The sequence below is a fragment of the Rhodanobacter sp. Col0626 genome (genome assembly GCF_049994385.1).
GTDB lineage: Bacteria > Pseudomonadota > Gammaproteobacteria > Xanthomonadales > Rhodanobacteraceae > Rhodanobacter.
On record NZ_CP188260.1, the window covers coordinates 640,125 to 666,954 of the forward strand.

27 protein-coding genes are annotated in these 26,830 nt (G+C 64.3%); 18 read left to right on the plus strand and 9 right to left on the minus strand.

Translation table 11 applies throughout. The annotated features are described in order from the left end of the window. Positions 1 to 52: 52 nt before the first annotated feature. The 4 genes from ACPPVV_RS02555 to ACPPVV_RS02570 all read left to right on the plus strand — a co-directional run bounded on the left by ACPPVV_RS02555 (position 53) and on the right by ACPPVV_RS02570 (position 6,339). Entirely contained in the window at positions 53 to 2,347 is a 2,295-nt protein-coding gene (locus ACPPVV_RS02555) for an NADP-dependent malic enzyme (protein ID WP_426701916.1), read from the plus strand. 242 nt (positions 2,348 to 2,589) lie between these two features. Continuing rightward, positions 2,590 to 5,283: a pyruvate dehydrogenase (acetyl-transferring), homodimeric type gene (gene aceE, locus ACPPVV_RS02560; RefSeq protein ID WP_426701917.1), complete on the plus strand. Its 2,694-nt coding sequence runs from the start codon at positions 2,590 to 2,592 to the stop codon at positions 5,281 to 5,283. Positions 5,284 to 5,333: 50 nt separating this feature from the next. Then, positions 5,334 to 5,483 (plus strand): hypothetical protein, encoded by a 150-nt coding sequence (locus ACPPVV_RS02565; RefSeq protein ID WP_426701918.1) that lies wholly within the window; start codon positions 5,334 to 5,336, stop codon positions 5,481 to 5,483. A 10-nt stretch (positions 5,484 to 5,493) separates the two neighbouring features. Next, complete coding sequence (locus ACPPVV_RS02570; RefSeq protein ID WP_426701919.1) at positions 5,494 to 6,339, plus strand: OmpA family protein; 846 nt, start codon at positions 5,494 to 5,496, stop codon at positions 6,337 to 6,339. A 65-nt stretch (positions 6,340 to 6,404) separates the two neighbouring features. Here the strand turns inward: ACPPVV_RS02570 and ACPPVV_RS02575 are convergent, their stop codons facing one another. The 4 genes from ACPPVV_RS02575 to ACPPVV_RS02590 form a co-directional block, all read right to left on the minus strand. Further along, positions 6,405 to 6,737, minus strand: a complete 333-nt coding sequence (locus ACPPVV_RS02575; protein WP_426701920.1) for a hypothetical protein — start codon at positions 6,735 to 6,737, stop codon at positions 6,405 to 6,407. Between the two features lie 78 nt (positions 6,738 to 6,815). After that, positions 6,816 to 7,484, minus strand: coding sequence for a glutathione S-transferase family protein (locus tag ACPPVV_RS02580; RefSeq protein WP_426701921.1), 669 nt, complete (start codon positions 7,482 to 7,484; stop codon positions 6,816 to 6,818). A 134-nt stretch (positions 7,485 to 7,618) separates the two neighbouring features. Next, entirely contained in the window at positions 7,619 to 8,536 is a 918-nt protein-coding gene (locus ACPPVV_RS02585; RefSeq protein WP_426701922.1) for an arginine deiminase-related protein, read from the minus strand. A gap of 37 nt (positions 8,537 to 8,573) precedes the next feature. Further along, a complete protein-coding gene (locus tag ACPPVV_RS02590) occupies positions 8,574 to 9,839 on the minus strand; it encodes an MFS transporter (RefSeq protein WP_426701923.1) in 1,266 nt (421 codons plus the stop codon). A gap of 155 nt (positions 9,840 to 9,994) precedes the next feature. Between ACPPVV_RS02590 and ACPPVV_RS02595 the strand changes: the two genes are divergently transcribed. Continuing rightward, complete coding sequence (locus ACPPVV_RS02595) at positions 9,995 to 10,297, plus strand: DUF3247 family protein (RefSeq protein ID WP_426701924.1); 303 nt, start codon at positions 9,995 to 9,997, stop codon at positions 10,295 to 10,297. Positions 10,298 to 10,307: 10 nt separating this feature from the next. Here ACPPVV_RS02595 and ACPPVV_RS02600 read toward each other — a convergent pair whose 3' ends face one another. Then, positions 10,308 to 11,498, minus strand: a complete 1,191-nt coding sequence (locus tag ACPPVV_RS02600; RefSeq protein WP_426701925.1) for an acyltransferase family protein — start codon at positions 11,496 to 11,498, stop codon at positions 10,308 to 10,310. 146 nt (positions 11,499 to 11,644) lie between these two features. On the opposite strand from ACPPVV_RS02600, the gene ACPPVV_RS02605 reads away from it, so the two are divergent. From ACPPVV_RS02605 to ACPPVV_RS02615, 3 genes are all read left to right on the plus strand, one after another. Beyond that, complete coding sequence (locus ACPPVV_RS02605) at positions 11,645 to 12,508, plus strand: LytTR family DNA-binding domain-containing protein (RefSeq protein WP_426701926.1); 864 nt, start codon at positions 11,645 to 11,647, stop codon at positions 12,506 to 12,508. A 74-nt stretch (positions 12,509 to 12,582) separates the two neighbouring features. Then, complete coding sequence (locus tag ACPPVV_RS02610) at positions 12,583 to 13,320, plus strand: hypothetical protein (protein ID WP_426703147.1); 738 nt, start codon at positions 12,583 to 12,585, stop codon at positions 13,318 to 13,320. A gap of 68 nt (positions 13,321 to 13,388) precedes the next feature. Continuing rightward, entirely contained in the window at positions 13,389 to 13,844 is a 456-nt protein-coding gene (locus ACPPVV_RS02615) for a DUF6491 family protein (RefSeq protein ID WP_426701927.1), read from the plus strand. A gap of 20 nt (positions 13,845 to 13,864) precedes the next feature. Here the strand turns inward: ACPPVV_RS02615 and ACPPVV_RS02620 are convergent, their stop codons facing one another. Further along, positions 13,865 to 14,686, minus strand: a complete 822-nt coding sequence (locus ACPPVV_RS02620) for a ferritin-like domain-containing protein (RefSeq protein WP_426701928.1) — start codon at positions 14,684 to 14,686, stop codon at positions 13,865 to 13,867. Between the two features lie 135 nt (positions 14,687 to 14,821). Continuing rightward, positions 14,822 to 15,238 (minus strand): universal stress protein, encoded by a 417-nt coding sequence (locus ACPPVV_RS02625; RefSeq protein ID WP_426701929.1) that lies wholly within the window; start codon positions 15,236 to 15,238, stop codon positions 14,822 to 14,824. 283 nt (positions 15,239 to 15,521) lie between these two features. Between ACPPVV_RS02625 and ACPPVV_RS02630 the strand changes: the two genes are divergently transcribed. The 9 genes from ACPPVV_RS02630 to ACPPVV_RS02670 all read left to right on the plus strand — a co-directional run bounded on the left by ACPPVV_RS02630 (position 15,522) and on the right by ACPPVV_RS02670 (position 20,687). Then, entirely contained in the window at positions 15,522 to 15,980 is a 459-nt protein-coding gene (locus ACPPVV_RS02630) for a hypothetical protein (RefSeq protein ID WP_426701930.1), read from the plus strand. Positions 15,981 to 16,089: 109 nt separating this feature from the next. Beyond that, a complete protein-coding gene (locus ACPPVV_RS02635) occupies positions 16,090 to 16,620 on the plus strand; it encodes a peroxiredoxin (protein WP_426701931.1) in 531 nt (176 codons plus the stop codon). After that, positions 16,620 to 17,093, plus strand: a complete 474-nt coding sequence (locus ACPPVV_RS02640) for a hypothetical protein (RefSeq protein ID WP_426701932.1) — start codon at positions 16,620 to 16,622, stop codon at positions 17,091 to 17,093. Before ACPPVV_RS02635 ends, ACPPVV_RS02640 begins: the two co-directional genes overlap by 1 nt. A 69-nt stretch (positions 17,094 to 17,162) precedes the next feature. After that, positions 17,163 to 17,915 (plus strand): DUF2884 family protein, encoded by a 753-nt coding sequence (locus ACPPVV_RS02645; RefSeq protein WP_426701933.1) that lies wholly within the window; start codon positions 17,163 to 17,165, stop codon positions 17,913 to 17,915. 136 nt (positions 17,916 to 18,051) lie between these two features. Further along, positions 18,052 to 18,525: a DUF2383 domain-containing protein gene (locus ACPPVV_RS02650; RefSeq protein ID WP_426701934.1), complete on the plus strand. Its 474-nt coding sequence runs from the start codon at positions 18,052 to 18,054 to the stop codon at positions 18,523 to 18,525. 9 nt (positions 18,526 to 18,534) lie between these two features. Further along, positions 18,535 to 19,110, plus strand: coding sequence for a DUF924 family protein (locus ACPPVV_RS02655; RefSeq protein ID WP_426701935.1), 576 nt, complete (start codon positions 18,535 to 18,537; stop codon positions 19,108 to 19,110). Between the two features lie 25 nt (positions 19,111 to 19,135). Next, positions 19,136 to 19,420 (plus strand): DUF2845 domain-containing protein, encoded by a 285-nt coding sequence (locus ACPPVV_RS02660; RefSeq protein ID WP_426701936.1) that lies wholly within the window; start codon positions 19,136 to 19,138, stop codon positions 19,418 to 19,420. A 58-nt stretch (positions 19,421 to 19,478) separates the two neighbouring features. Further along, the gene (locus tag ACPPVV_RS02665; protein WP_426701937.1) at positions 19,479 to 19,787 is read left to right on the plus strand and encodes a DUF2845 domain-containing protein; all 309 of its coding nucleotides are present in this window, start codon (positions 19,479 to 19,481) and stop codon (positions 19,785 to 19,787) included. Between the two features lie 75 nt (positions 19,788 to 19,862). After that, complete coding sequence (locus ACPPVV_RS02670; RefSeq protein WP_426701938.1) at positions 19,863 to 20,687, plus strand: mechanosensitive ion channel family protein; 825 nt, start codon at positions 19,863 to 19,865, stop codon at positions 20,685 to 20,687. Between the two features lie 5 nt (positions 20,688 to 20,692). Here ACPPVV_RS02670 and ACPPVV_RS02675 read toward each other — a convergent pair whose 3' ends face one another. Further along, the gene (locus ACPPVV_RS02675; protein WP_426701939.1) at positions 20,693 to 24,295 is read right to left on the minus strand and encodes an ABC transporter permease/M1 family aminopeptidase; all 3,603 of its coding nucleotides are present in this window, start codon (positions 24,293 to 24,295) and stop codon (positions 20,693 to 20,695) included. Positions 24,296 to 24,345: 50 nt separating this feature from the next. Continuing rightward, positions 24,346 to 25,230, minus strand: a complete 885-nt coding sequence (locus ACPPVV_RS02680) for an ABC transporter ATP-binding protein (protein ID WP_426701940.1) — start codon at positions 25,228 to 25,230, stop codon at positions 24,346 to 24,348. Between the two features lie 230 nt (positions 25,231 to 25,460). On the opposite strand from ACPPVV_RS02680, the gene aceF reads away from it, so the two are divergent. Beyond that, on the plus strand, positions 25,461 to 26,828 hold the full coding sequence (gene aceF / locus ACPPVV_RS02685) for a dihydrolipoyllysine-residue acetyltransferase (protein ID WP_426701941.1): 1,368 nt from the start codon (positions 25,461 to 25,463) through the stop codon (positions 26,826 to 26,828). Positions 26,829 to 26,830 lie beyond the last annotated feature (2 nt).

Here is a 26,830-nt window from a genome sequence, read left to right on the forward strand (position 1 = left end):
GCCGTCATTCGCCGTCGTGGCCGGCGTCCCCCTTCCGACAAAAACATCTCCGATGAGCCTTCCCGAAGAACTTCGCCTCGCTGCCCTCGAATATCACCGCCTGCCACGTCCCGGCAAAATCAAGGTCACGCCGACGACCTCGCTGCTGACCCAGCGCGATCTGTCGCTGGCCTATTCGCCGGGTGTTGCCGCGGCCTGCGACGCGATCGTCGAGGATCCGACCTCGGCCGCCGCATACACCGCGCGCGCCAACCTGGTCGCGGTGATCACCAACGGTACCGCGGTGCTGGGGCTGGGCAACATCGGGCCGCTGGCGAGCAAGCCGGTGATGGAGGGCAAGGGCGTGCTGTTCCAGAAGTTCGCCGGCATCGACGTGTTCGACATCGAGATCGACGAGAACGATCCGGACAAGCTGGTCGACATCATCGCCAGCCTGGAGCCGACTTTCGGCGGCATCAACCTGGAAGACATCAAGGCGCCGGAGTGCTTCATCGTCGAGCGCAAGTTGCGCGAACGGATGAAGATCCCGGTGTTCCACGACGACCAGCACGGTACCGCCATCATCGTCGGCGCGGCCGTGCTGAACGCGCTGGAAGTGGTCGGCAAGCGCATCGAGGATGTGCGCGTGGCCACCACCGGCGCTGGCGCGGCCGGTATCTCCTGCCTCGACATGCTGGTGGCGCTGGGCGTGAAGCCCGAGCACATCCTGGCGTTCGATCGCGAAGGCGTGATCCACAGCGAACGCACCGGCCTGGATCCGGACAAGCAGCGCTACGCGCGGGTGACCACCGCGCGCACGCTGGCCGAGATCGTCGACGGCGCGGACATCTTCCTCGGCCTGTCGGCGGGCGGCATCCTGAAGCCGGAAATGGTCGCCGCGATGGCGGAACGGCCGATCATCTTTGCGTTGGCCAACCCGAATCCGGAGATCCTGCCGGAAGACGCCAAGCGCGTGCGGCCGGACTGCATCATGGCCACCGGCCGCTCGGACTATCCGAACCAGGTCAACAACGCGCTGTGCTTCCCGTACCTGTTCCGTGGCGCGCTGGATGTCGGCGCCACGGTGATCAACGAGGCGATGAAGATAGCCTGCGTGCGCGCGATCGCCGCACTCGCGCGGATGGAGGCGGGCGACCTGGCCGGCGCCTATGCCGGCGAAGTACCCACCTTCGGCCCGGAGTACCTGATCCCGCGGCCATTCGATCCGCGCTTGCTGGTGACGCTGTCGGCGGCGGTGGCGCAGGCGGCGATGGACTCCGGCGTGGCCACGCGTCCGCTGGAAGACATGGAGGCCTATCGCGAGAAACTGGGCCAGTTCATCTATCGCACCGGCCTGCTGATGAAACCGGTGTACGAGCGTGCGCGCGCCAACCCGCAGCGCGTGGTGTACGCCGAGGGCGAGGAGGAGGTCGTGTTGCGCGCGGTGCAGACCGTGATCGACGACCGCCTCGCGCGACCGATCCTGATCGGCCGTCCGGACGTGATCGAGACGCGCATCCAGCGGCTCGGCCTGCGTATGCGCGCCGGTGTCGATTTCGAGCTGACCAACATCAACGACGATCCGCGCTTCAACGACTACTGGCAGCAGTACCACGCGTTGACCGAGCGTCGCGGCGTGTCGCCAGCGGCGGCCAAGAACCTGCTGCGCTCGCGCCCGACGCTGATTTCCGCGCTGATGGTCGAGCGCGGCGAAGCGGACGCGATGATCTGCGGCCTGGTCGGTCGTTACCACAAGAAACTCGGCTACCTGCGCAGCGTGTTCGGACTGGATCCGGGCGTGCAGTGCACCTCGGCGATGACCGGCGTGATCAACGAGAAGGGCGCCTGGTTCTTCCTCGACACCCACGTGCAGTGCGATCCCTCGGCCGAACAGATCGCCGAGGCGACGTTGCAGGCGTCGTACCGGCTCAAGCTGTTCGGCATCGAGCCCAAGGTGGCGTTGCTGTCGCACTCCAACTACGGCAGCCACGACAACCCGAGCGCGGCGAAGATGCGCAAGGCGTGGCAGATCCTCAAGGCGCGCGCGCCGAAACTGAACATGGATGGCGAGATGCAGGCCGACACCGCGTGGGACGAGACGCTGCGGCATCGCATCTTTCCGAACACCACGCTGGAAGGCCGCGCCAACCTGTTCGTGATGCCGAACCTGGACGCCGCCAACATCAGCTACAACATGATCCGGGTGATGACCGATGGCGTCGCGATCGGCCCGATCCTGATGGGCATCGACAAGCCGGCGCACATCCTGACGCCCGCCTCGTCCGCGCGCCGGGTGGTCAACATGACCGCGATCGCCGCGGTCGATGCGCAGATCCGCGCCGCCCAGCAAGGCGAGCGACGCGGGTAGCCCATGCGGTTTCACCTCCCGGGCCGGCATGGCGGGGAGGGCGGCTGGCAAGGATGCCAAAAGCCCAACATGCGCCGCCGCATGGGCGACTCGATTGGCGGCATGGCGGTGCCACCGCTAGAATCGAACGAATCCCCCGTCATCCCGCAGATTTGCGCGGGGCGTCGAATCCCCCGTTCCGTCGCGGTCCCCGGCGACGAATCCATTTGAATTTTGGCGCCTTGCGCCGCGGAGAATCTCCCATGGATCAGCTCGACGATATCCTCAATCAGGACATCGACCCCACCGAAACCAAAGAGTGGATCGACTCGCTCGATGCGGTGATCCATCACGACGGTACCGAGCGCGCGCATTTCCTGCTTGAGCAGATGGTCGACACCACCCGTCGGTCCGGCGGTTATCTGCCGTTCGACCCGACCACCGCGTACGTCAACACCATCGCGCCCGGGAACGAGGCGAAGATGTCCGGCGATGCGGCGATGGAATGGCGCATCCGCTCGCTGATCCGCTGGAACGCCATGGCGATGGTGGTGCGGGCGAACCGCAAGCCGGGCGAGCTGGGTGGCCACATCGCCAGCTTCGCCTCCAGCGCCACGCTGTACGACGTGGGCTTCAACCATTTCTGGCGTGCCCCGAGCGCCGACCATCCGGGCGACCTGGTATTCCATCAGGGCCATTCCAGCCCGGGCGTCTATGCACGCTCGTTCCTCGAAGGCCGTCTGGCCGAAGACCAGCTCGACCTGTTCCGCATGGAAGTGGTCGGCAAGGGCCGCGCACTGTCGTCGTATCCGCATCCGTGGCTGATGCCGGACTACTGGCAGGTGCCGACCGTGTCGATGGGCCTGGGTCCGATCCAGGCGATTTACCAGGCGCAGTTCTTCAAATACCTCGAGCATCGCGGCCTGATCCCCAAGAGCGACCGCAAGATCTGGTGCTTCATGGGCGACGGCGAATGCGACGAGCCGGAGTCGCTCGGCGCGATCTCGCTGGCCGGCCGCGAGGGCCTGGACAACCTGATCTTCGTGATCAACTGCAACCTGCAGCGCCTGGACGGCCCGGTGCGCGGCAACGGCAAGATCATCCAGGAACTGGAAGGCAGCTTCCGCGGTTCGGGCTGGAACGCGATCAAGCTGGTCTGGGGCAGCTACTGGGATCCGCTTCTCGCGCGCGATACGAAGGGCGTGTTGCGCAAGCTGATGATGGAAACGCTGGACGGCGAGTACCAGGCCTGCAAGGCGTTCGGTGGCGCGTACACGCGCGAGCATTTCTTCGGCAAGTATCCGGAGACGCGCGAGATGGTCGCCAACCTCAGCGACGACGACATCTGGCGCTTGAACCGTGGCGGCCACGATCCGCACAAGGTCTACGCGGCGTATCACGCGGCATCGAACACCAAGGGCATGCCGACCGTGATCCTGGCCAAGACGGTCAAGGGTTACGGCATGGGCGCGGCCGGCGAGTCGCAGAACCCGACCCACCAGCAGAAGAAGCTGGACGACGAGTCGGTGCGCCACTTCCGCGATCGTTTCCAGATCCCGATCGCCGACGACAAGCTGCACGACGTGCCGTATTACCACCCCGGCAAGGATTCGCCGGAGGTGCAGTACATGCTGGAGCGCCGCAAGGCACTCGGCGGTTTCCTGCCGCAGCGCCGTCGCCAGGCCGAGGCGAAGCTGAAGGCGCCAGAACTGGCCGCCTTCGAGCAGATCACCAAGGGCACCGGCGAGCGCGAGATCTCCACCACGATGGCGCTGGTGCGCGGCATCAACCTGCTGTTGCGCGACAAGCAGCTGGGCGAGCGGATCGTGCCGATCGTGGCCGACGAGGCGCGCACCTTCGGCATGGAGGGCATGTTCCGCCAGATCGGCATCTACGCGCCGTTCGGCCAGAAGTACAAGCCGCAGGATTCCGACCAGCTGCTGTATTACCGCGAGGACCAGAAAGGCCAGGTGTTGCAGCAGGGCATCAGCGAGGCCGGCGGCATGGCCTCGTGGATGGCCGCGGCGACCAGTTACTCGATCAGCAACCAGGCGATGCTGCCGTTCTTCATCTATTACTCGATGTTCGGTTTCCAGCGCATCGGCGACCTGTGCTGGGCGGCTGGCGACATGCGCTCGCGCGGTTTCCTGGTCGGCGGCACGGCGGGCCGCACCACCCTCAACGGCGAGGGCCTGCAGCATGAGGACGGCCATTCGCACTTGATGGCCGGCGCGATCCCGAACGTGAAGTCGTACGACCCGACCTTCTCGTACGAGGTCGCGGTGATCCTGCAGGACGGCACGCGCCGGATGATGGCCGAGCAGGAGGACATCTACTACTACATCACCGTGATGAACGAGAACTACAGCCATCCCGACCTGCCCAAGGGCAGCGAGGAAGGCATCATCAAGGGCATGTACCTGTTCAAGGATGGCGGCAAGCCGAAGAAGGGCGAGCCGCGCGTGCAACTGCTGGGCTCGGGCACGATCCTGCGCGAGGTGATCGCGGCGGCCGAACTGCTGGAGAAGGATTTCGGCGTGAAGTCCGACATCTGGTCGTGCCCCAGCTTCATCGAATTGCGTCGCGACGGTTTCGATGCCGAACGCTGGAACCGGTTGCATCCGGAAGCCGAGCAGCGGGTGCCGTACGTCACCGGCCTGCTCGACGGGCGCTCCGGTCCGGCGATTGCGGCGACCGACTACGTGCGCGAGTACGCCGACCAGATCCGCGCGTTCATGCCCGACGGCATGCGCTACACGGTGCTTGGTACCGACGGTTTTGGCCGGTCGGATACGCGTGCGCATTTGCGCGATTTCTTCGAGGTGGACCGCTACTGGATCGCGCATTCGGCGCTGGCGGCCTTGGCGAAGGACGGCAAGGTCAACGCGAAGGATGTCAGCCGCGCGATCAAGGAATACAAGCTCGACCCGGATCGGCCCAACCCGCTTACTCAGTAAGCATGCCGGTCATTTCGTCATGGAAAACCCCGCTTCGGCGGGGTTTTTTTATGCATCCGAACTTCTTCTTCACCTCCGCTGCACCCGGCGCGGCGTTCAGCCCTTATATCCTGCAGGGCACGGGGGAACCGGTGATGGGCGGCGACTACGCCGACGATACCCGCCACGACGGGTGGATGTCCGACAGTCACTCCACATAAGGAATGGACCATGCAAACCCTACGTCCGTACGTTTATTTCCTCGGCGGTGCCGCTGCGCTGGCGCTGGCCGGTTGCCAGAAGGAAGCCATCCAGCCGACCCCGCTGCCACCGGAGCCGCCGGTGGCTTCCACCGTTCCTGCGCAGCAGAGCTTGTCGGCTGACGCGCTGTTCGCCTTCGGCAAGGCGCGCCTGAGATCCGCTGACAATGCCGAGCTGGATACGCTGGCCGAAAAAATGAAAGCGGCATCGCAGATCGACACGGTGCGTGTGCTGGGCTACACCGATCGGATCGGCAGCGAGCAGGCCAACCAGACACTTTCCGCGCGGCGTGCCGAAGCGGTACGCGACTATCTGGTGGCGCATAGCGTGCCGGCTGGGTCGATCCAGACGGAAGGTCGGGGCGAGGCAGACCCGGTGGCGGACTGCCCGGATCAGAAGGGTCGGAAGCTGATCGCCTGCCTGGCGCCGAACCGGCGTGTCGTGATCAACACCACCGTAAGCGATGCCGTCGCCGCAGCGCCTGTCGCCATCCCCCCGGGTAGCCACGGTGTGACCCGCACGGTGTGGATCGGTCCGCACACGGTGCCTTGCGACGGCGACAGTTCGGGCTATTGCTATCGCGTTCGCGAGAGCGAGAACGGCCCGTGGAAGTTGTGGCACGGTCGCATCCAGGGCTTCGACTATGTCGAGGGCAACGACTACGAGCTGGTCGTCAAGGCTTACCGCTCGGAGGTTAAACTGGAGAACCAGTCCAGGGACCTGGCGTCCCGCACCGTGTTCTCCGGCGCCAATGGCCCGTTCGTAGTCTGGGTACTCGACCACGTGGTGAGCCAGCAGCCACACACTGGGCACTGATCCGCCGTCAAAAACAGAAGGGCCGGACGATTGCTCGTCCGGCCCTTCTGTTTGCTACGTGACGCTTACTCGTCGTCGTCGCTGCGGAAGGCGCGGCGCAGCAACAGGAACGCGCCGATGGTGCCAGCGACGATCGCCACCGTGGCGCCGGGGTGGCGGTTGACCTGGCGACGCAGGCGGCGATAGTGGTAATTCGCCTCGTCGGCGAAATCCTCGGCCGCCTGGGTCAGCTGCCGGCCGTAGGTGTGGCGTTTGTCCAAACGCTGCTGGATGCGTTGACGGCCACGTTCAAAAAGGTCCTGGGCGCTGCCGCTGGCGCTATCGGCGTAGTAGCGCGCACGTTCGCCGGCACGCTCGGCGGTGTCATGCAGCTGGCGTTCGATATCGCGTTTACGCATGGTTGCTCTCCTCCAGTGTCTGGCCTGACAGGCTGCCAGCGACATCGTGATTGACGCGTAAACAGCACGCCGGTCCGTTCAGCCAAGCCGATACTCGCCGCCACGCTGCAGGGCGCGCTGATAGGCCGGGCGGGCATGGATGCGCTGCAGGAAGGCGGACAAGCGCGGGTAATCCGCGTCCAGCCCGCCACGCGCCGCGAACGCCTCCAGCGGAAAGCTCAGCTGGATGTCGGCGACGCTGAACCCGTTGCCGACAAACCACTCGTTCCTGCCCAGCTCGCCCTCCAGGTAATCCAGGTGCTGTTTCAGTTGCGGATCGACATAGCTCTGCTGGACCTTGGATGCGATGCCCTTCGCGATGGGTTTTGCGAAGAACGGCACCGGCGCGTGTTCGACCCGCTGGAACACCAGCTTCAATAGCAGCGGCGGCATCGCCGAGCCTTCGGCGTAGTGCAGCCAGTAGTTGCAACGCAACCGTTCCGGCGTGCCGCGCGGAGGAATCAGTGTGCCGGCACTGTAACGATCGGCAAGGTATTCGATGATCGCGCCGGACTCGGCCAGCGTGAAATCGCCATCGGTGATCACCGGCGACTTGCCCAGCGGATGCACGGCACGCAGTTCCGGTGGTGCCAGCATGGTTTTCGGATCGCGCTGGTAGCGCTTGATCTCGTACGGCACGCCAAGCTCTTCCAGCAGCCAGAGGATGCGCTGTGAACGCGAGTTGTTGAGATGGTGAACGGTGATCATGTGGCGATGCTCCGCGGTAGGTGTGTGGCGGCTTTGCTCATCCCTCTGCGTGCAGGGAGAAGTCGGGAGGGATTGTTCGGTCTTGCGTTTGCCTCTTGCGATCGCGAGCAGGCTCCTGCACCGGATGTGCTGATTCAGTAAATCTCGCCTACGCAGCAACGCAGACTGCCGCCGGCCTTCTCGATTTCGCTCAAGTCCACCGCGCCGACGGCAAAACCATAACCGGTCAGCGCCTCGACCTGTTCGCCGTGGAGCGCGGCGGCAGCGCAGGCGCTCATCCACACGCGGTCGCCGGACAGGGTGATCGCGTTGCCGGCGAATGCCTGCTTCTGGGTCGGGTTCAGCCAGACCACGCGGTCGCCGTAGGCAGCGGCAATCGTCCGCGCCGCGACAGGATCGCGGAAGCCGTCAGCGGCGATGATCGCAGCGCGGCTGGCCAGCAGGGTCAGCACCACGTTGGTGTGGTATTCGGTTTCTGCCAGGCCGAAGCAGAAGGTCAGGCGCAGGTCGAATGCCTTGTGCATCGCCCGTGCACCGGGCATGTCGCAGCGTTCGCTGAGGCCGCAATAGCCGACGCCGCGCGCGCGATCGATGATCAGCGAACCGGTCAGCTCGGCGACCAGGTCATCGCAGCCGGACAGGTCGATTTCGTCGTAGCCCAGCACGTCCGCGAAGAAATGGCGGATGTCGGCGCGTTCGGCCTCGCGCTGGCGGACCGCGTGACGCATGCGGCCGATGATCAAGCGCCCCGGTGCGGTGCCGAACACATTGTTGGGAAACACAGCATCGGGCGTCGCCGGATCACCGGGAAAGGTGATCACCGGCACGTCCGCACGCAGTGCCTGTGCCAGCGCGCTGTGCTGGGCCAGTGCCTTGAGCGGGTCGACCGCAAGGTTCATGTCCATGTAGCGGTTGTCACGCGCCGATTCCGCCGCCAGGGTGAATTGTGCCGGAGCCACCAGATAGACCGCGCGCGCGGTCGCGGCAACCTGCGGCAGCGGCGGCAATGCCGCAAAGGCTTCGAGGAATTCGGTCGGGGACGTGGTGATCACGCGGCGGCTCCATGCGCGGCTGACGTCAAACTGTCCGTCAAAGGATATCCGCTGCCGGTTCTTCCCGCGCGGCCGTCTCCACGTGCAGTTGCTGGCGTCGGCGCAAGGTCGGGAACATCGTCATCCACAAGCCGACCACGACCAGCGTGCCGATGCCGCCGATGACCGTGGCGCCCACCGCGCCCAGCCACGCCGCCAGCATGCCGGACTCGAATTCGCCGAGCTGGTTGGAGGTGTTGATGAAGATCGCATTCACCGCGCTGACGCGACCGCGCATGTCATCCGGCGTATCCAGTTGCACCAGTGCACCGCGGATCACCATGCTGACCATGTCGAACGCGCCCAGTGCGAACAGCGCGATCAGCGACAGCCACAGCGTCGTCGATACGGCGAACACCAGCGTGGCGATGCCGAAGCCGGCCACCGAGGCGAACATGATCGCGCCGACCCGCCGCTGCATGTTGTGCCGCGCCAGCCACACCGACATCAGCAACGCACCTACGGCTGGCGCGGCGCGCAGCAGGCCGAGTCCCCATGGACCGGTATGCAGGATGTCCTTGGCGAAGATCGGCAGCAACGCGGTGGCGCCGCCCAGCAATACGGCGAACAGATCCAGCGAAATCACGCCGAGCACATCGGGGCGGCGACGGATGAAATGTACGCCGGCGAACAGCGTCTTCAAGGTGGCCGGTTCGCGTTTCGGCGGTGCCTGCTCGTAACGAAGCCGCGCCATCAACGTGATCGAAACCAGATACAACACGGCGCACACCGCGTACACCACGCCCGGCCCGGCGACATACAGGAAGCCGCCCAGTGCCGGTCCCATGATCATGGCCGCCTGGCCTGCCGAGCCGTTCACCGCCATCGCGCGCGGCAGGATCTGCGCCGGCACCAGTGCGGGCAGCATCGACTGCAGCGCGGGAAATTCGAACGCCTTGGCGATGCCGATCAGGAACACCAGCAGCAGAATGCCGATTTCGTGGATCCCGTGCGCCAGGCTGAGGCCGGCGAGCACGGCGATCGCCACCCACTCCACCACCTGCCCCAGCAGCACGATGCGGCGTCGCTCGAACTGGTCGGCGACATGCCCGGCTGGCAGCGCCAGCAGTACCGATGGCACGAACTGGACCAAGCCGATCAGGCCCAGATCGAATGCGCGTCCGGTGATTGCATAGATCTGCCAGCCCACCGCCACCGACAGCATCTGGAAGCCGAAGCCCGATGCAATGCGGGCAAACCAGAACGCGACGAAGGCGCGATGTTGCAACAGCGAATGGGCCGGCGACTCAGGTGGAGATGGCATCGAGGATCCTTGCGGGACGGCCATTATCGGGGTGCGGCATCATCCGGCAAAGTGCCATGTCTCACAGGCGGCCATTCAGCCCGTGGTCGGCCGAATTGACTCTGTCTTGCCATCTCGCCGCCTAGCGTGTTGGCCAAGCGAGCGAGGTCTCTCTCATGGGTAAACAGGCGCAACGTGTGTATACCGATTCGGCCGGCATCCAGAAACTGGAGTCGCTGATCGAGGAGCTGCCGGCCAACGGCCACGTGGTGTTGTGGCTGAAGGACGGCAGCAGTTGCGATGGCATCGTCAGTACACGGCCCAACGTGCAGTTGTTCCGCGATCCCGACCAGCGCGAAGGTATCAACGCCGTGGTGCAACTGGAACGGCCAGACGTGCCGGAATGGAAACGGCACGTCTGGCTGGATCAGATCGTTCGGGTCGAGCATCTGGATTCGAGCATGGCCAGCGAAAGCTGATCGCACCATTTCAGGCCAGATCGTCCACCAGCCGTGCGGGCAGCGTCACCGGCGTCGTGTGCACCGCCGCTTCCAGGCCGAACAGCGGCCGCAGCCAGCGCACCCGACGGATCACGCATTCGTGCAGGAACGCGCAACCACCCACGGTGGCCAGCACGATGAGTGTCGGTTCGGCGATCGGTCCCAGCCCCAGCGGCATCAACTGCCAGGCGAACAGCAACAACAGGCTCTGGTGCAATACGTACCACGGATACACCGCCTCACGCGCGTACGGCAGCCAGCGGAACGGACGGTTGAGATACGCATGTCCCCAGCCCAATACCGCGACGATCGCGCTCCATAGATACAGGTAGTGCAAAGCACGGACGGCGACGACCAGCGGCAGCGCGGCATCCTCCGGCAAGGTCTTGATCCCCAGCAGATAGAAGGCGAAACAGCCCAGCGCCAGCGGCAGCGATATCCGGCGCAACCGGGCGAGCTCGGCCCAGATGCCGGCATCGGTGCCCAGCAGATACCCGTACAGGAACACCGTGGCGTAGATCGCGTGCGCATACCAGTCGCCCCACAGCGCCCCGGTCACCGGATAGCGATTCATCAGCCACGATCCCCAAAGCAGCAACGGCAGGGCCGGCAGCAGCAACAGGCGGGTGCCGCGCAGTGTCAGGCAGGCCGTGCGCAGGCGCTGACCGTGACGTGACTCCAGCAAAGGCAATAGCGCCAGCAGCAGCATCGTGTAGACCCACAGGTAGGGCAGGTACCACAGATGATTCCAGGTGAAACCGAACTGCCAGCCGGTGAACGCGCCGGCCGGCCACGGCCCTCCCGTCCAGTAACGCAGCAGGAACCGGCCGAAGCCAGGTTCGACCAGATGGTTCGACAATCCCTGGACGTACGGCTGGATCGGGATCGCCACCAGCATGCCGAAGATGAGCGGTAGCAGCAGACGCAAACTTCGCTTGCCGGCCAGCCGACCGAGGCTGCCGCGTCGGCGCATGAAGTTCACCGCCAGCCCGGAAACCAGGAACAGCAGTTCCATTCGCCAGCGGTTGAGGAACAGCATCGGGTATTGCAGCCATTCGGCGGTATGGCTGCTCTTGAGATGAAAATCCCAGCCGGCTACGTACAGCATCGCGGCGTGGTAAAGGATCAGCAGGCCAAAGGCGAGGACGCGCAGCGCGTCGATATCATGGCGGCGGTTCATGGCGGCACTCCCGTGCGTGAAAGTGGCTCCAGCCTGGGTTGCCGTGTACGGCCTGTCGTGCCCGAAGTGACCGTCCGCCGGGCTGCGGTGACGAATCGCGGGTGGCGGGGACGAGTGGTGGGGGCGAATTGCGTAGAATCCGCCGCATGACCACGAGCCCCGGCTTCGACCTGTACCAGCGCTGGCGGCGGCCGTTCGAGGTCGGCGCGTGGTTGCTGATCTTTGCGCTGAACGCGACCTTCAACAGCATCGACACGCACATCGACCATGCCGGCCGACTGGCCACCTGGGAGCCGTGGGTGTGGGAATGGAGCAGCGCACTGGTGATGCTGGCGCTGCTGCCGGCGGTGATCGCGCTGGAGCGACGTTGGCCGATCCGCTTCGACACATGGCGCCGCAACCTGCCGCTGCACCTGCTGGCCAGTGTGCCGTTCAGCCTGCTCCATGTCGTCGGCATGATCGCGTTGCGCAAGCCGGCCTATGCCGCTGCCGGCTGGCACTACGACTTTGGCTCGTGGTGGTTCAATTTCGGCTACGAATACCTGAAGGACGTGCGCACCTATTTCCTGATCGTTGGTACGCTTGTGCTGTACCGGTTGTGGTTGCTGCGCCAGCAGGGCGAGGCGCGCCTGCTGGAGGCGCCGGACGACGGTGTGCCGGTGGAGCCGGTGGAGCGGCCGGAGCGCTTCCTGGTGCGCAAGTTGGGCAAGGAGTTCCTGCTCAATGCCAGCGAGATCGAATGGCTGCAGGCGTCGGGCAACTACGTGAACCTGCACGTGCGCGGCCGCGACTATCCGCTGCGCGTCACCATGGCCGCGATCGAAGACCGACTGGATCCGGCGCGCTTCGTGCGCGTGCACCGCAGCTACTTCGTCAACCTCGACTACCTCGCCGAGATCGAGCCGCTGGAAACCGGCGACGCCCGCCTGCAGATGCGTGACGGTGCGAAAATTCCCTGCAGCAGGCGGTATCGCGCTGCGTTGCGCGAGCGCTTTGGCCAGCCGGACTGAATGGCGACGGTTGCTTCGCGACGGCGGATCGTTCCAAGCTAGACGCCTGTTTCCCGAGCGGTGCGCCAACCATGATGAATTCGCCCTTCCTCCGTCCGTTGGCCGGTGCCTTGCTCGGCGCCATCGTGGTGCTCGCGGGTTGTTCGCAGCAAGGTGCAGCTCCTGCGCCGAACGCCGCTCAGCAGCAGGCAGCAAGCCAGAACGCCGACGCCGCGCGCAACCTCGACACCTACCGTCAGTTGTTGCGCATCCACAACGACGAGATGGCGGTGGTGATGGGCAAGGATATCGTCAACCGTTTCCCGGACAGCGATGCCGCGAAGGAAGTGCAGAAAACCCTGCCCGAGATCGAGAAGCGCTACACCGAAGTCAGCGAAAAAAACCGGCTGGCCGGTTTGTGGCTGTATCAGGTGTCGCCGATGGCCGGCGGCACGCAATCGACCGCCACCATCCAGAGTAACCCGCCCTCCGGCAACGACCGCGTGCAACTGGTGCTGCGCCGGCATACCAGCTGGGGCCAAAGCGTGTTCCTGTACGGCAGCAAGCCCGGTTTTGTCTGCCGCGGCAACTGCACCATCGCCAGCACGGTCGATGGCAAACCGGTGAAGATCAAGGCGTTCGCGCCGTCGACCGGCGAGCCGGCGTTGATGATCCGTGACGACAAGGCCTTCATCGCGTTGCTGCAGAAAGCGAAGAAGATCAGCATGGACGTCACCCTCGCGAACGGCGAGAAGAAGCAGGCCCTGGTCTACGAAGTGGGTGGCTTCGACCCGGCCAAATGGGCCAGCGTGGGCAAGCAGAAAAAGAAGTAGCGCGGGTATGTCGAACGGCAGGCTCGTGCGTTACAGGTTGGTACAACCCGCTGATGGAGTCCGATGCCATGTCCACGATTCGTCTTCTGCTGGTAACCATTCTTGCAACCGTGCTTGCCGCCTGTGCCAGCGCGCCCTACGCGCAGCGCACCAGCGATCGCCAGGCCGCGTACACAGCCGCGGCAGGAGCACCGGTACGCAACTTCCGTTTCTTCAACCTGTATTCGTGGGAGCCGCTGGGCGACCGGCAGGTGGCCATCTACACAAAGCCCAACGAGGCCTGGTTGCTGGATCTCGGTGGCGGCTGCCAGGATCTGGCGTTCGTCAACACCATCGGTCTCACCTCCAATCTCAACCAGGTCATGGTGGGCTTCGACAAGGTGCTTACCGGGCGGCGCAATTTCCCCTGCACCATCAGCCAGATCCGGCCGGTGGATGTGAAGAGCCTGAAGGCCGTGCAGCAGCAACAGCGCCAGATCAGGAGCGAACCGCGCGGCACCGGGAAACCGGCCGCCGCCCAGTAGTGCGAGCGGCATGGGCGCGCTCAGTGCAGGAACAGTTTTTCGGTGATCTTCGCCAACGGCTTTTCCAGCAAGCTCTGCAACCGGGCTGGCAGGTCCAGGGGCTTGAGCAGCATCTTAACGGTCATGCCGGCCGGAATGTGCCGGCGCAACAGGCCCTGGGCACGGTTGCTGATACGGCGGAACTCGGCGTCGTTGCCCGCGTGTTGCGGATAGCACTGGTTGAACACGTGGCGTAGCGCGATGTCGCTGTCCTCGCTCTTGATCTCGTTGACCCGGCGCAGGATCACGCGCAGCACCTTGTAGCGACCGAACCCCTCGCGTTCCCGGTACAACCGATAATGCTGGTAGAAGTGCTTGAAATGGCGCACTTCGTCACTCTTGATGTGCCCAGTCAGCTGCTTCAGCACCGGCTCGTCGGTTATTTCGTTGAGCGCGCGATACAGGCTGGCCGTACCGGTTTCCACCACGCAACGGGCGGCCAGCTCCAGCCCGCGGCAGGGTTCGAGCTGTTCGGAAGTGCACACGGCGCCGTACTCGTTCCAGAACGCCTGGAAACCCTTGTCCCAGTCGAATTCCGGCCAGACCTTGCGGACATACGCGGCCAACGCGCGGCCATGCTGGAGTTCTTCATGTTCCCAATGCTGGCTGAGCCAGGTCTGCAGCTCCTGGTCACCGGCGAAATGATCGATCAAATTTTGCGTGTAGAGTTCCGAGCCGCTTTCCACGAACGACGAGCTGCACAACAGGAAGAACAGGTCCTCGTCATGCCGCACCTGCGCAACGTCGATGCGATCGAGGTCGATGTTTTCCAGAGTCCAGGGCAGGGCGGCAACGTAATTCAAGCGGATTTCCCGTGTCGACGCATGCGACGAGCCGGAAAGTCCGGCGCACATGACGAAAATATGACACAGCATAGGGCTTGGCCGCGGCGTCGGATTAATGCTTGCCGACTCACCATCGCGCGGCGCGCCCGCGTTTCAGCGAACCACGGTCACCGGTACATGCGCACGCGCCAGTACATTGCTTGAGACCGAGCCGAGCAGCCAGCGCGCCAGCGCGCCGCGTTCGGTATGGCCGATCACGATGTGGTCCACGCCATGCTGTTCGATCTGGCTCAACAGCACGTCGCCCGGACTGCCGTAAACCAGCTCGATATCGACCAGGGTGGCGGCGTCGGGAACGATTGTGCCGAGCTCGTCCAGCAGCTCTTGCGCACGCAGGGTGCCGGAGTCGGCCATCATCAGTGCCGATGCATCAGCGCCACCTTCGGTTACCTGCAATACCGATACCACCCGGACCCGGCTGCTGCCGCAGCGGGCCAGATCGATGGCGAACTGGAACGCGCGGCGCGAGGCATCTGAGCCGTCGTAACCCACCAGTGAATACTTGACCATGGTTCTCCTTCGATGCAGGCCTTGAGCATCATGTCGAGTCTAGGCAGTGTTTCGGCCATCCCACAAGCACTCGGCCAAGCGCCCGACTCCGGCTGCAGTCTGCACGGCAGTTTGTTATTGAAGCATCAAGGTGGCGGCTGAACGTACCGTCATGCTCCTGCACGTCGTTATCACGCGGTCATGCACACGATGGATCGACCACGCGGCGGTTTTCTGATTTTCAGGGTGTGTCGAGCCTGCGTCGGTAACGAATCCGATCCCGCAAACACTTAAGGAGATGACAATGATCAAGCGTACTTTTGGAATGGCTGCCCTGGTAATGGCCTGCGCGGGTGCGATGACCGTGCTGCCGACGAGCAATGCACAGGCCGCTGAAGCGACGGTGAAGTGCCACCTCGCGTTCAGCCTGTCCGGCTGGTCGCTGATCTACAAGCATGCGGAGGGCCACGGCATGATCACCTGCGACAACGGCCAGCGTGCGAACGTGAAAATCACCGTGGTGGGCGGCGGTCTTACCGCCGGCAAATACCATATCGACGATGGCAAGGGCGAAATCAGCCACGTGCACGGCATCAACGATGTGTACGGCGATTACGCACAGGCGGGCGCCGAGGCTGGCGTGGTCAAGAGCTCCACCGCGCAGGTGCTGACCAAGGGCACCACCTCGCTGGCGCTGGCCGGTACCGGCGAAGGCATCAACCTGGGCGTGTCGGCGGGCAAGTTCACCATCAGCAAGCGCTGATACACGGTTGCATGCAGACGAAGAAGGGCGCCATCTGGCGCCCTTCTTCTTTGCTGCGCGTAAACTGGGACGGCTGCACATCCCTTGCCCTCTTCCCCGGAGAATCGTCATGCGTCGTCTTTCCTGTTTGCTCGCGTTGACCCTGCTGTGTGCCCTGGCTGCACCGGCGTTTGCCGCCGGTCCGCAGGTGGGCGCAGCCGCGCCGGCGTTCCGCCTGCAGGACCAGAACGGCCACTGGCGAGCACCGGCCGATTTTCACGGTCACTGGCTGGTGATGTATTTCTACCCGAAGGATTTCACCCCCGGCTGCACGACCGAGGTGTGCACCTTTCGCGATGACATCGCGAAACTGCGCAAGGCCGGCGCCGAGGTGGTCGGCGTGAGTCTGGACGACGTGAAGTCGCACGCCGATTTCGCCGAGAAGTACCACGTGCCGTTCCCCTTGCTGTCCGATGCGGATCGCACTGTGGCCACCAACTATGGCGTGCTGACTTCGCACATGGGCATGCACTACGCCAAGCGCACCACGTTCCTGATCGATCCCCAGGGCAAGATCGCGAAGATCTATCCTGACGTCGATCCGGAGAAGAATTCCGCCCAGGTGCTGGATGATCTGGCCACGCTCAAGGCGGCGCCCTGATGCCGTTGGCAGCAAGCACCGGCACGCCGCCGGTGCGACGTTTTTCGCTGTGGGCGATTGCGCTGTGGATCCTGCTGTTGTTCGCCGCGCTGGGTGCCGTGCAGTATCTGCAGCATGCCGAGTATCCCTACCTGGCGGCCGCGCTGGTGATCATCGTGATATGCGCCGGGTGCATCCTCCGCCAGCCTTGGGCGCGGCCTGCGATGCGCGTGCTGGCGTTGCTGCTGGCGGCATGGTCGCTGGTCACCGGGGTGTTGATGCTGCAGCAATGGGGCGATTTCGAAACCGCCCGGCAACATGCGTTGGCGCAGCCGCAACTCGGCGAGCTGGCGTTATGGCTGGTTGCACGGGCGCGACGAACCTGGCAGATCGGGTTGGCGTTGAAGGCGGCTGCCATACCGTTGCTGCTGTGGCTGGCCTGGCAGTTGGGGCGGCCCGAGGTGCGTGCACAGTTCCGTCGGCGTCCCCGCTGAACGGAGCAGTTCAGCGGCGGTTGCGCCGATGTCGGCTATCGCTTGGCGATCCACTTCGAGGAAGGTTCCATGCGCCTGTCACGACTGCTGCTCCTGCTGATGCTGCCACTTGCCGGCCCCCTGCTGCATGCCCAGGATCTGGCTTCGACCTGTCATGCCAGCAGCAGCTATGACGTGACACTGAAGCCCGGCAGCCTGTTGTTCGACCGGGCATCGCCGGCGCCGTTCCACGTCGAATTGCAGCAAGGCGCACTGCATACGGATGGCACGGCAGTGCGATTGAATGCGGAAAACCAGGACCGGCTGGTGCTGTTCGAGCGTGAATTGCGTGCGCTGGCGCCGCGCGTGCGCACGGTCGCGCAGAACGGAGTGGACATGGCGGTGCAGGCGATGCGCGCCGAAGTGACCGGCATGGGCGTGGGTGCCGATACCCGTGCCGAATTCGAGATCCGGCTCAGCGCGCACGCCAGCGAGCTGAAACGGCGCATCGCCGTGAGCCAGAGCACCCACGACTGGCAGGGCGACGCTGCGACCCAGACCATGAATCAGATCGCCGGTGACTTGCTGCCTCTGCTGGCCGCCGATCTGGGTCAGCAGGCGATCAATGCGGCGCTGGGCGGCGACCTGCAGGGAGCGTCCGCGCTGCGCGACCGGGCCACGGATCTCGCCACCGAACTGCAGCCGCGCCTGCAACAGCGCATGCAGGCGCTGCGTCCGCAGATAAAGGCGCTATGTCCTTCGATCCAGCAACTTGCCGGATTGCAGCAGGGCGTGCGCGGCAGCGATGGGCGGCCACTGAACCTGCTGCAAGTCGAGCAGTGAGCTGGCCCGGATCGTTGGCAAAGATCGTTGGCAAAGATCGTTGGGAAGAATCGTTCATGACGACGGGCTGACCGCGACCGAGCGCCCCCGTGCTGGTTAATCTCCCGCTAAGTCGGCGGGGACGACGATGGCGCCCATGTTCCACTCATCCACGCAGCCGCAGGCGGTGATGCCGCTCGATGCTTCGGCCTCCGTCTTGAATGTCCTGATCCGGCGCAGCATCGAGCTGCGCCGGATGTATCGCCATGCCGCCACGGCGTCTGAGCCGGGCCTGCGCATGGTGCTGAATGAGAACGCGCAGACCCTGGATCTGTTGATTGCCGACCTGCAGACGCAGGTACATGGCAGCGGCGATCGCGCATGCCGGCATGGCGCCTGGCGCGCCGCTGTCCACCGGCATCTGGTCGGCTGGTCGCTGCATGCCGCCGGGCATCGCGACAGTGCATGGATCCGCGCGCTCGCCCGTCGCGAGGGTGCCCTGTTGCAGGTATTCGAACGCGCGATCGACGCGGCACCGGCGGAATTGGCGCTGAGTCTGCGCCGGCAACTGCCGCGCCTGCGCAGCATTCACCTGGACATGCACAGCCTGGCCGGTACCGCGGGCTATTGAGGAATCGTCATGTCCGCGACTGCACAGGACGTCATCGACTTCTGGTTCGCCGAGCGCAGTGCCGCGCGCTGGTTCGATCCTGATCCGGCATTCGACGCGCGGATCCGCGAACGTTTTGGAGATACAGCGGCCGCTGCCGCCGAAGGCGAGCTGGCCGATTGGGCGACGACGCCCACCGGATGGCTGGCGCTGTTGCTACTGCTGGATCAATTTCCGCGCAATCTCCACCGTAACGACGCTCGCGCATGGGCGCAGGACGTCAACGCCGAGCGCATGATGCTGTCGGGACTGGCTCGCGGTGACGACCGGAAACTACCGCCGCTGCAGCGGGTATTCGCCTACTTGGTGCTGGAACATGCCGAAGATGCAGCATTGCAGCAACGTTCCGTGGCGCTGTTCGAGGCACTGTGCGCGGACGTGCCATCGGCACAGCGTGAGCGCTATGAAGGATTTCTGGACTATGCTCGCCGTCATGCCGGGGTGATTGCACGCTTCGGCCGTTTTCCGCACCGCAATGCCGCACTGGGGCGGGCGAACACGCCGGAAGAAACGCTTTATCTGGCCCAGCCGGGCGCCGGCTTCTGAAATTCACCGGGCGAAGGAGAATGCCATGCGTCGTCTGCTATTGATTCCGCTGCTGGCCGTCAGCTTGAATGTCTTTGCGGGCAATACCCTGCGCGTGGGTCAGCAGGTGTTGACGGTCGGCGATACCGCCGCGCACACCATCGATCTGCTGGGTACGCCGTCGTACAAGGAACCGGTGGAGAACCGGTTCGGTGCATTCCGCGGCGAACGCTGGCAGTACACGCGCGACAACGGTCACGTGGTCGAGGTGACGATCATCGCCGGCAAGGTCGCTGCGATCGAGGATCACGTCGAGGAACGCCGCGGCTGAGTCGAGCGTTGCATAGCGGGAAAGGATTTCCGGATTTCATCATGCCAGGGAGAGGTTCATGCATTTTCGTCTCGTCATCGCACTGCTCGCTTTCAGCGCCACCGTGCACGCATCCAGCACCTTGCGGGTCGGCAATCAGGTTCTGACCGCCGGCGACAGTCAGGAACGGGTCACCGAGTTGCTGGGCAAGCCGTCGGCCCGCTCGCATAAACGCGACTCGCGCAGTCGCGGCAGTCGCCGTGGTGGTGTTCGCGTAATGAGCGTCGATCGCAGCGGCGAACAGTGGCGTTATCGGCACGGCGATCATGTCACCGTGGTGACCATCGTCGATGGCCGGGTCAGCGATATCGAGGATCACCGGCTCTGAAGCGATCGGTTTGTCGGCAACTCCTTCATTGCCGGTTTGCTAGGCTGTTGTCGTTTTTCCTCCGGACTGATGGCGATGCACGACTTTCTCGACAACTTGCTGGGGGTGACGCTGTCCGAAGGCGTCATCCGCGCAGGGATGAATCTGCTGGTAGCGGTGCTGATCCTGCTGGTCGGCATCTGGCTGGCGGCAAGACTGGCCAATTTCAGCCAGCGCGCACTGCATCGCGCGGCCGTCGACGACACCCTCAGCGGGTTCCTGCGCAATCTCATTTACGGCGTACTTGTAGCGGTGTTGATCGTGATGGCGCTGACCAAGGCCGGTGTGCCATCGGCGCCACTGGTGGCGGCACTGGGCGCCGGGGGGCTGGCGATCGGCCTGGCCTTGCAGGGTTCGCTGAGCAATCTGGCCTGGGGCGTGCTGCTGGTGGTGTTCCGGCCATTCCGTGTCGGCGATTACGTCAGCGCCGGTGGCACCGAAGGCACCGTGCAAAGCCTCAACCTGATGCACACCCAGCTGGTGCTGCCGGACAACCGCGAGGCGATCCTGCCGAACGCGAAGATCGGCAGCGATGTCATCGTCAATTTCAACCGGCGTGGCACGCGACGTTTCGAGCTGAAATTCGGTGTTGCCTATCGCGATGACGTGGACAAGGTAATGGCAACGATCATGCAGTTGTTCGAAACCGATCCGCGCATCCTGAAGGATCCGGCCCCCGGTGTATGGATCGAGAGCCTGGACGAGCAGAAGGTCAACCTGGTGCTGCGTGGCTGGACCCGCAGCAGTGACCAGTGGGGCGCACAGACCGACCTGCTGCGTGCGATCAAGCAGCAGATCGGCTCCCCGCTGGCGCCGCGCGAAGTGACCCTGGTGCGGAGCACGTCGCCGAAGGCCGACTGAAAAAACTACTGCACCGTTACCGCGCGGCGGTTGTCGCTGGAGACTTTGTCGATCAATTCGTTGTATGGATCGATGCCGGCCAGTGCGGGCTTCGCGTCGACCGTCACGGTGACCGTGCTGTCGCCGTCCGGCAACACGCGCTTTTGCAGGTAAAGCGGCTTGCCGTCCTTGCCGCTGCCGGTTGAAGCGGCGAACACGCCGATTTCGATCGGGATGTCGGGCTTCGCCGTGGTTTCCTTGCCGGTACCGTCGACGTAGACCTTGCCGGCATGCACCTTCATGGTCACTTCGTACTTGCCGTCCGGCAAGCTCTTCGCGGTGGCGTCGGTGATGCGGTTGTCGAACAGGGTGATCTTCCAGAAGAAATCGTCCAGCAGACCCTTCCATTTCGGGTCGGTGCCGCGCGCCAGATAACCCATCAATTCCTGCGAGGTGGTGTAAGGCGGTTGCTGGAAACCCTTGTCGTGCAGGAACTGCTTGAGGATCCCGTCGAGCGTCAGCTCGCCGATGTAATCCTGCAACGCGTAGAAGATCAGCGAACCCTTCTGGTAATGGATGTAGAGCTGCTGCTCTACCCTGGCCAGCGGTTCTTCCTCGACCTGTTCGGTGGCGCGCCCGGCCAGGTACTTGTCCAGTTCGTACTTCAGGAATTTTCGCATCTGCGAAGCGCCGTAGCGCTGCTTCATCACCATCAGCGAGGAATACTGCGCCAGCGATTCGCTGAGCATGGTCGAACCCTGCATGTCGGCGCCGATCACCTGATGCGCCCACCACTGATGCGCCACTTCATGGGCGGTGATGTAGTACGGATAGTCGATCTTCGAAGGGTCGCGCAGGTCGGCGATGAAGCCCACCGATTCGGAGAACGGGATGGTGTTGGCGAACGACTGCGCGAAGCTGGCGTAGTTGGGAAATTCCAGGATGCGCAGCTGCTTGAACTGGTAGGGCGTGTAGTGCGCTTCGTAGTAAGCCAGCGAGTCCTTCACGCTGCGGATCATGTCGTCCACGTTCCAGGCATGGTCGGGGTTGTAGTACACCTCGATGGCGATGCCGTGCCATTGGTCTTTCTTCACCGCGTAGCGGGCCGACAGGAAGGCGAAGAAATTCAGCGTTGGCTGCATCTTGCCGTCCTGCATCATGCTGTAGTGGAAGTAATGGCGGCCGTTGGCATGCCACTCCTTCTGCAGATAGCCCGGCGCCACGGCGATCTGGTTGTCGGCCGTCGATACCGTGGTGTCGAAGCTGATCCAGTCGGCATCGTTGCTGATGTAGGTATTGGCGCGCGCCTTTTCATCGCCCAGCTTCGGCATGCGCGGCACGGTCGCGCTCAGCCCGTATTTGCGGCGATCGTTGCGGTCGGTGATCTGCTGGTTGTCCTGGTAACCGAACTGGGGCAGCACACCGCTGTTGAAGAAGGTGCCGTTGTGGGCGAGGAACTGTCCTTCGGGGCTGTTGGTGAAGCCCTTCGGTGCATATTCGAGGGTGAAGTCGAATGTCATCGATGCCCCCGGCGCCAGCGGCGTATCCAGCCGGTAGATGGTGTAGCCCAGCGGCTGGTCTGTACTCACGATGGTGTGCGGAGCGAAATCCAGCGAGCGCACGACGAAGTCGTTGTCGGTGTTGACGTGCAGGTCGCGGATCGGTGCGGCTGTCTTGTTGACCAGGGTGTAGCGTCCGCGAATCGCCAGCCGCCGCTGGTAGGGATGGATGTCCACATCGGTCTGCACGGCGGTGATGCGTGGCTGCGGCAGATCCTTGTACTTGGCGTACTTCTTTTCGTAGTCGGCGCGCTGGCGGGTCAGCGCCTCGCTATTGAGGTAGTGGTTGAGCACGTTGGTGTTGTAGAAAATCCACGCGCTGCTGCCAGCGAAGCCGAGCAGGGCCAGCACCAGCACGATGCGCGCGGGTGCGCGCAGGCGCCGCCGTGCCTCGCGTCGCCGTTCCCGCCACGACTGGCCGGTGCCGCGCACCCAGAACAGCGCTGCGACCACCAGCAATGCCGTCGCGAGGCAGGCCCAATAGGCATCGAACCACAGTTTGGCGGCCAGGAAATGCCCGAAGCCGTTGAGGTCCGAGTACGGCGTATCGGGCGCCGTGCCGTAGTTGTAGAGATGGTGTTCCCAGTGCAGCAGGCCAAAACCAATCGTGCTCGCTACCAGCCACACGATGGTCAGCAGATAGCCGAGGAACTTGTTGTTCGACAACACTTGCAGGAATACCGCCAGCACCGTCAGCAGCAGGAACGGAATCGCATCCAGCGGCAGGGTAGCCAGGTACAGGCCCGGTTCCAGATGGCTATAACCATGGGCGAGCTGCCAGCCGATACCCGCCACGCTGCCGACCAGCAGGAAGATCGCGATGACCGCGAACAGTGCCAGCAGCTTGGCTACCAGCGGTACCCAGTCCGGTGTGGGAAAGGCGTCGGTCACCTCGGCGACGCCGGCACTGCGTTCGCGCCACACCAGTTCGCCGGCGTAGAAGGTGATGATGATGTACAGCAGCCACTGGAAGCCGCCCTGGATCGACTCCAGCATCTGGTGTGTCACGGGATAGGTTGCCGTGCCGTAGATCTGTCCGGACAGGGCCAGGATCGCGAACAGGTTGACCAGGCCGAACACCAGCATGATGAGGAATGGCACGCCGCGCAGCACCGTGCCGGTATCGAACAGGAACTGTTTGCGCAGCTGCGCAAGATGCTCGCGCATGCCATAGCCAAGGGTTACTTTCGGGGCCACGGTGAGGCCGGCTGCCGCGGAAACGCGCAACAACGGCGGTTCGGCCCGCGGTTTGCGCCGTGGCAGGCGCAGACCTTCACGATCGATGCGGAACAGGGCGAAAGCCGCCGCCAGCAGGGCGAGGCCGATCGCGCTCCACAGGACCCGGTTGAGCAGAAGAAGTCCCTGCAGCGGCGGCAGTCGATGGTTGAGTTCGTCGGCTGACCAGTACCGCGTGACGATGGCGAGCGTGCGACTGCCAAACGGGTCGATCAGCGCGGCGACGAAGTGGTTGTTGACGTCGCGGGTGAGCAGGCCGCCCAGCAACTGCAGCACGAAATAAACGATGACGCCCAGATACGTCACCAGCAGCGAGCGAGTGGTGGTGGCGAGCAGGAACAGCAAGCCGGCCATGAACAGCATGTCCGGAACGGCCATCACGCCGAATGCCCAGGCGTATCCCCGCCATGACGTGGGACCGAGGCGTGCCTGGTCGATCCACGGCATGAAGCTGCCCAGCAACAAGCCGAGCTGGCAGACCAGCAGAATCGCCAGACAGGCGAAATAGCCGGCGACGAAACGTCCGCCCAGGTAGGCGCGCCGGGTCACCGGGGTGGTGAACATCAGCTCCGAGGTGCGCAGGTCGAAATCGCGCAGCGCGGCATTGGCCACGAACAGGGTGACCAGGAAGATGCTGAAGATCGCCATCGGCATCAACAGCCGCACCGTCACCATCGGTGCATTGCGCAGCACATTGCCGCTGGCGCCACCAAGCGTCACCGCATCGGTGCTGGCCAGGGCGAAGGCGAGGGCGCCGAACACGGCCACGGCGATCCAGAACAGCGGCGTCTTCAGCTGTTGGCGCCATTCGAATCGAAAGATCTCGAAAAACATGGGGTGCTTCCGCCTCGATGGCTGGATGGCTGGGCAAACAGCGGCTGGCGTCAGGCGGCTCGGACAGTGGCCTGCATGCGCAGGCGGCCGAAGTAGACGTCTTCCAGGTCGGGGGAGACGGATTCGAAGCCTTCCTCCGGCCTGGTATCGGCCAGCACGTGGAGCAGGGTGCGGCCACCGGCCAGGCGGGTGGACAGGATGTTCATGCGTGCGCGGTAGCCGTCCAGCTCGGACTTGTCGATGCTGCAGCGCCAGACCCGGCCTTCGAGCGAACGGATCGCCTCGGCCGGTTCGCCGCTCAGCAACACCTGGCCCTGGCCGATGATCGCCATGCGCGGACACAGGTCGGTGACGTCTTCGACAATATGGGTGGAGAGAATCACCACCACCCGCTCGCCGATCTCGGCCAACAGGTTGAGGAAGCGGTTGCGCTCCTCCGGATCGAGGCCGGCGGTGGGTTCGTCCACGATCACCAGGCGCGGATCGCCGATCAAGGCCTGGGCAATGCCGAAACGCTGGCGCATGCCGCCGGAATAAGTGCCGAGCTTGCGCTTGCGCACATCCCACAGGTTCACCTGGCGCAGCAGCGATTCGATCAGCTCGCGCCGCTCGCTTTTCACGGTGACGCCCTTGAGCACGGCGAAGTGATCCAGCATCGCTTCGGCCGACACCTTCGGATACACGCCGAACTCCTGCGGCAGGTAGCCAAGCAGGCGGCGGGTGGCCTGCTTGTCGGCGAGCAGGTCCATGCCGTCGAGCGCGATCGTGCCTTCGTCCGGGTCCTGCAGCGTGGCGATCGTGCGCATCAGCGACGACTTGCCCGCACCGTTCGGGCCGAGCAGCCCGAACATCCCGTTCGGAATATCCAGCGACACGCCGCGCAGTGCACGCACGCCGTTGGCATAGGTTTTCGACAGGTCACGGATCGTCAGCATGCAGTCCTTCCGGTGTCGCCCGCGCGGCGTGGTCATTGGCAATCAGGGTACGGTACGGACCCCGGACGCGCGTGCGCTCAAGGTCATGCATACGCATGCGCATGGTGACGGGGAAATCGACGGATCCGCCCGATCCGGGCATACGGAATGGGCCTGCCTTCGCTATGATTGAGGCCTTGTATGCGGCCGCCATCCCCGAGCGGCACGCCATCGCCATCGCAGGAGTCCCCATGGCCGACCTCAAAGAAGCCCGCGTTCCCGATATCGGCCACGCTGACGTCCCCGTCATCGAAGTGCTGGTCAAGGCCGGCGACCGGGTGGAGAAGGAACAGAGCCTGATCACACTGGAATCGGACAAGGCCACCATGGAAGTTCCCGCGCCGTTCGCCGGCACGGTGAAGGAAGTGAAGCTGAAGGTTGGCGATGAAGTGTCCGAAGGCGCGGTGATCGCGCTGATCGAAGCGGACGGTGAAGCCGCGACGCCCGCGCCCGCAGCAGACAAGGCCGAAAGCGCGCCCGAAGCGGCAAAGCCGCCAGCTCCCGCCCCTGCGCCAGCGCCTGCCGAAACCAGAGACAAGCCTGCGCCGATGGCCAGCCAGGGCGTGCAGCCAGGCAACGCCGCCGAGGGCGATGCCGCGCCCAGCGCGCGCCCGCCACTCGATGCCAGCATCGTGATGCCCGGTGACGCGCCGTATGCCAGTCCCGCGATCCGCGCCTTCGCGCGCGAACTGGGCGTGGACATCCAGCAGGTGAAGGGCAGCGGCCGCGGTGGCCGTATCCAGCGCGATGACGTCAGCGCGTACGTGAAGCACGCGCTGGCCTCCGGCGCGCGTCCCACCGGCGGCGCATCGGCCTCGCTTGGCGGGCTCAATCTGCTGCCATGGCCGAAGGTCGATTTCGCCAAGTTCGGCGAGATCGAGGAGAAGCCGCTGTCGCGCATCCAGAAGATTTCCGGCGCCAACCTTGCGCGCAACTGGGCGATGATTCCGCACGTCACCCAGCATGAAGATGCCGACATCACCGAGCAGGAGGCCTTCCGCAAGAAGCTCGGCGAAGAGAACAAGGATCTGAAAATTTCTCCGCTGGTGTTCCAGATCAAGGCGGTGGTGGCGGCACTCAAGCAATTCCCGCAGTTCAACGCCTCGCTCGACGAATCCGGCGAAAAGCTGATCCTCAAGAAGTATTTCCACATCGGCATCGCGGTGGATACGCCCGATGGCCTCGTCGTGCCGGTGATCCGCGACTGCGACAAGAAGGGTCTGCTCGAGCTGGCCAGCGATCTGGCCGTGATCTCGAAGAAGGCGCGCGAGAAAAAACTCGGCCCGGCCGAAATGTCCGGCGGCTGCTTCTCGATCAGCTCGCTGGGCGGCATCGGCGGCACCTACTTCACGCCGATCGTCAACGCGCCGGAAGTGGCCATCCTCGGCGTCTCCAAGTCGGCGATGAAGCCGGTCTGGAACGGCAAGGAGTTCGCGCCGCGGCTGATGCTGCCGCTGTCGCTGTCGTACGACCACCGGGTGATCGACGGCGCGCTCGCCGCGCGTTTTGCCTCTTTCCTCGCCACCCAGCTCGGCGACATCCGCCGGCTGCTGCTCTGACC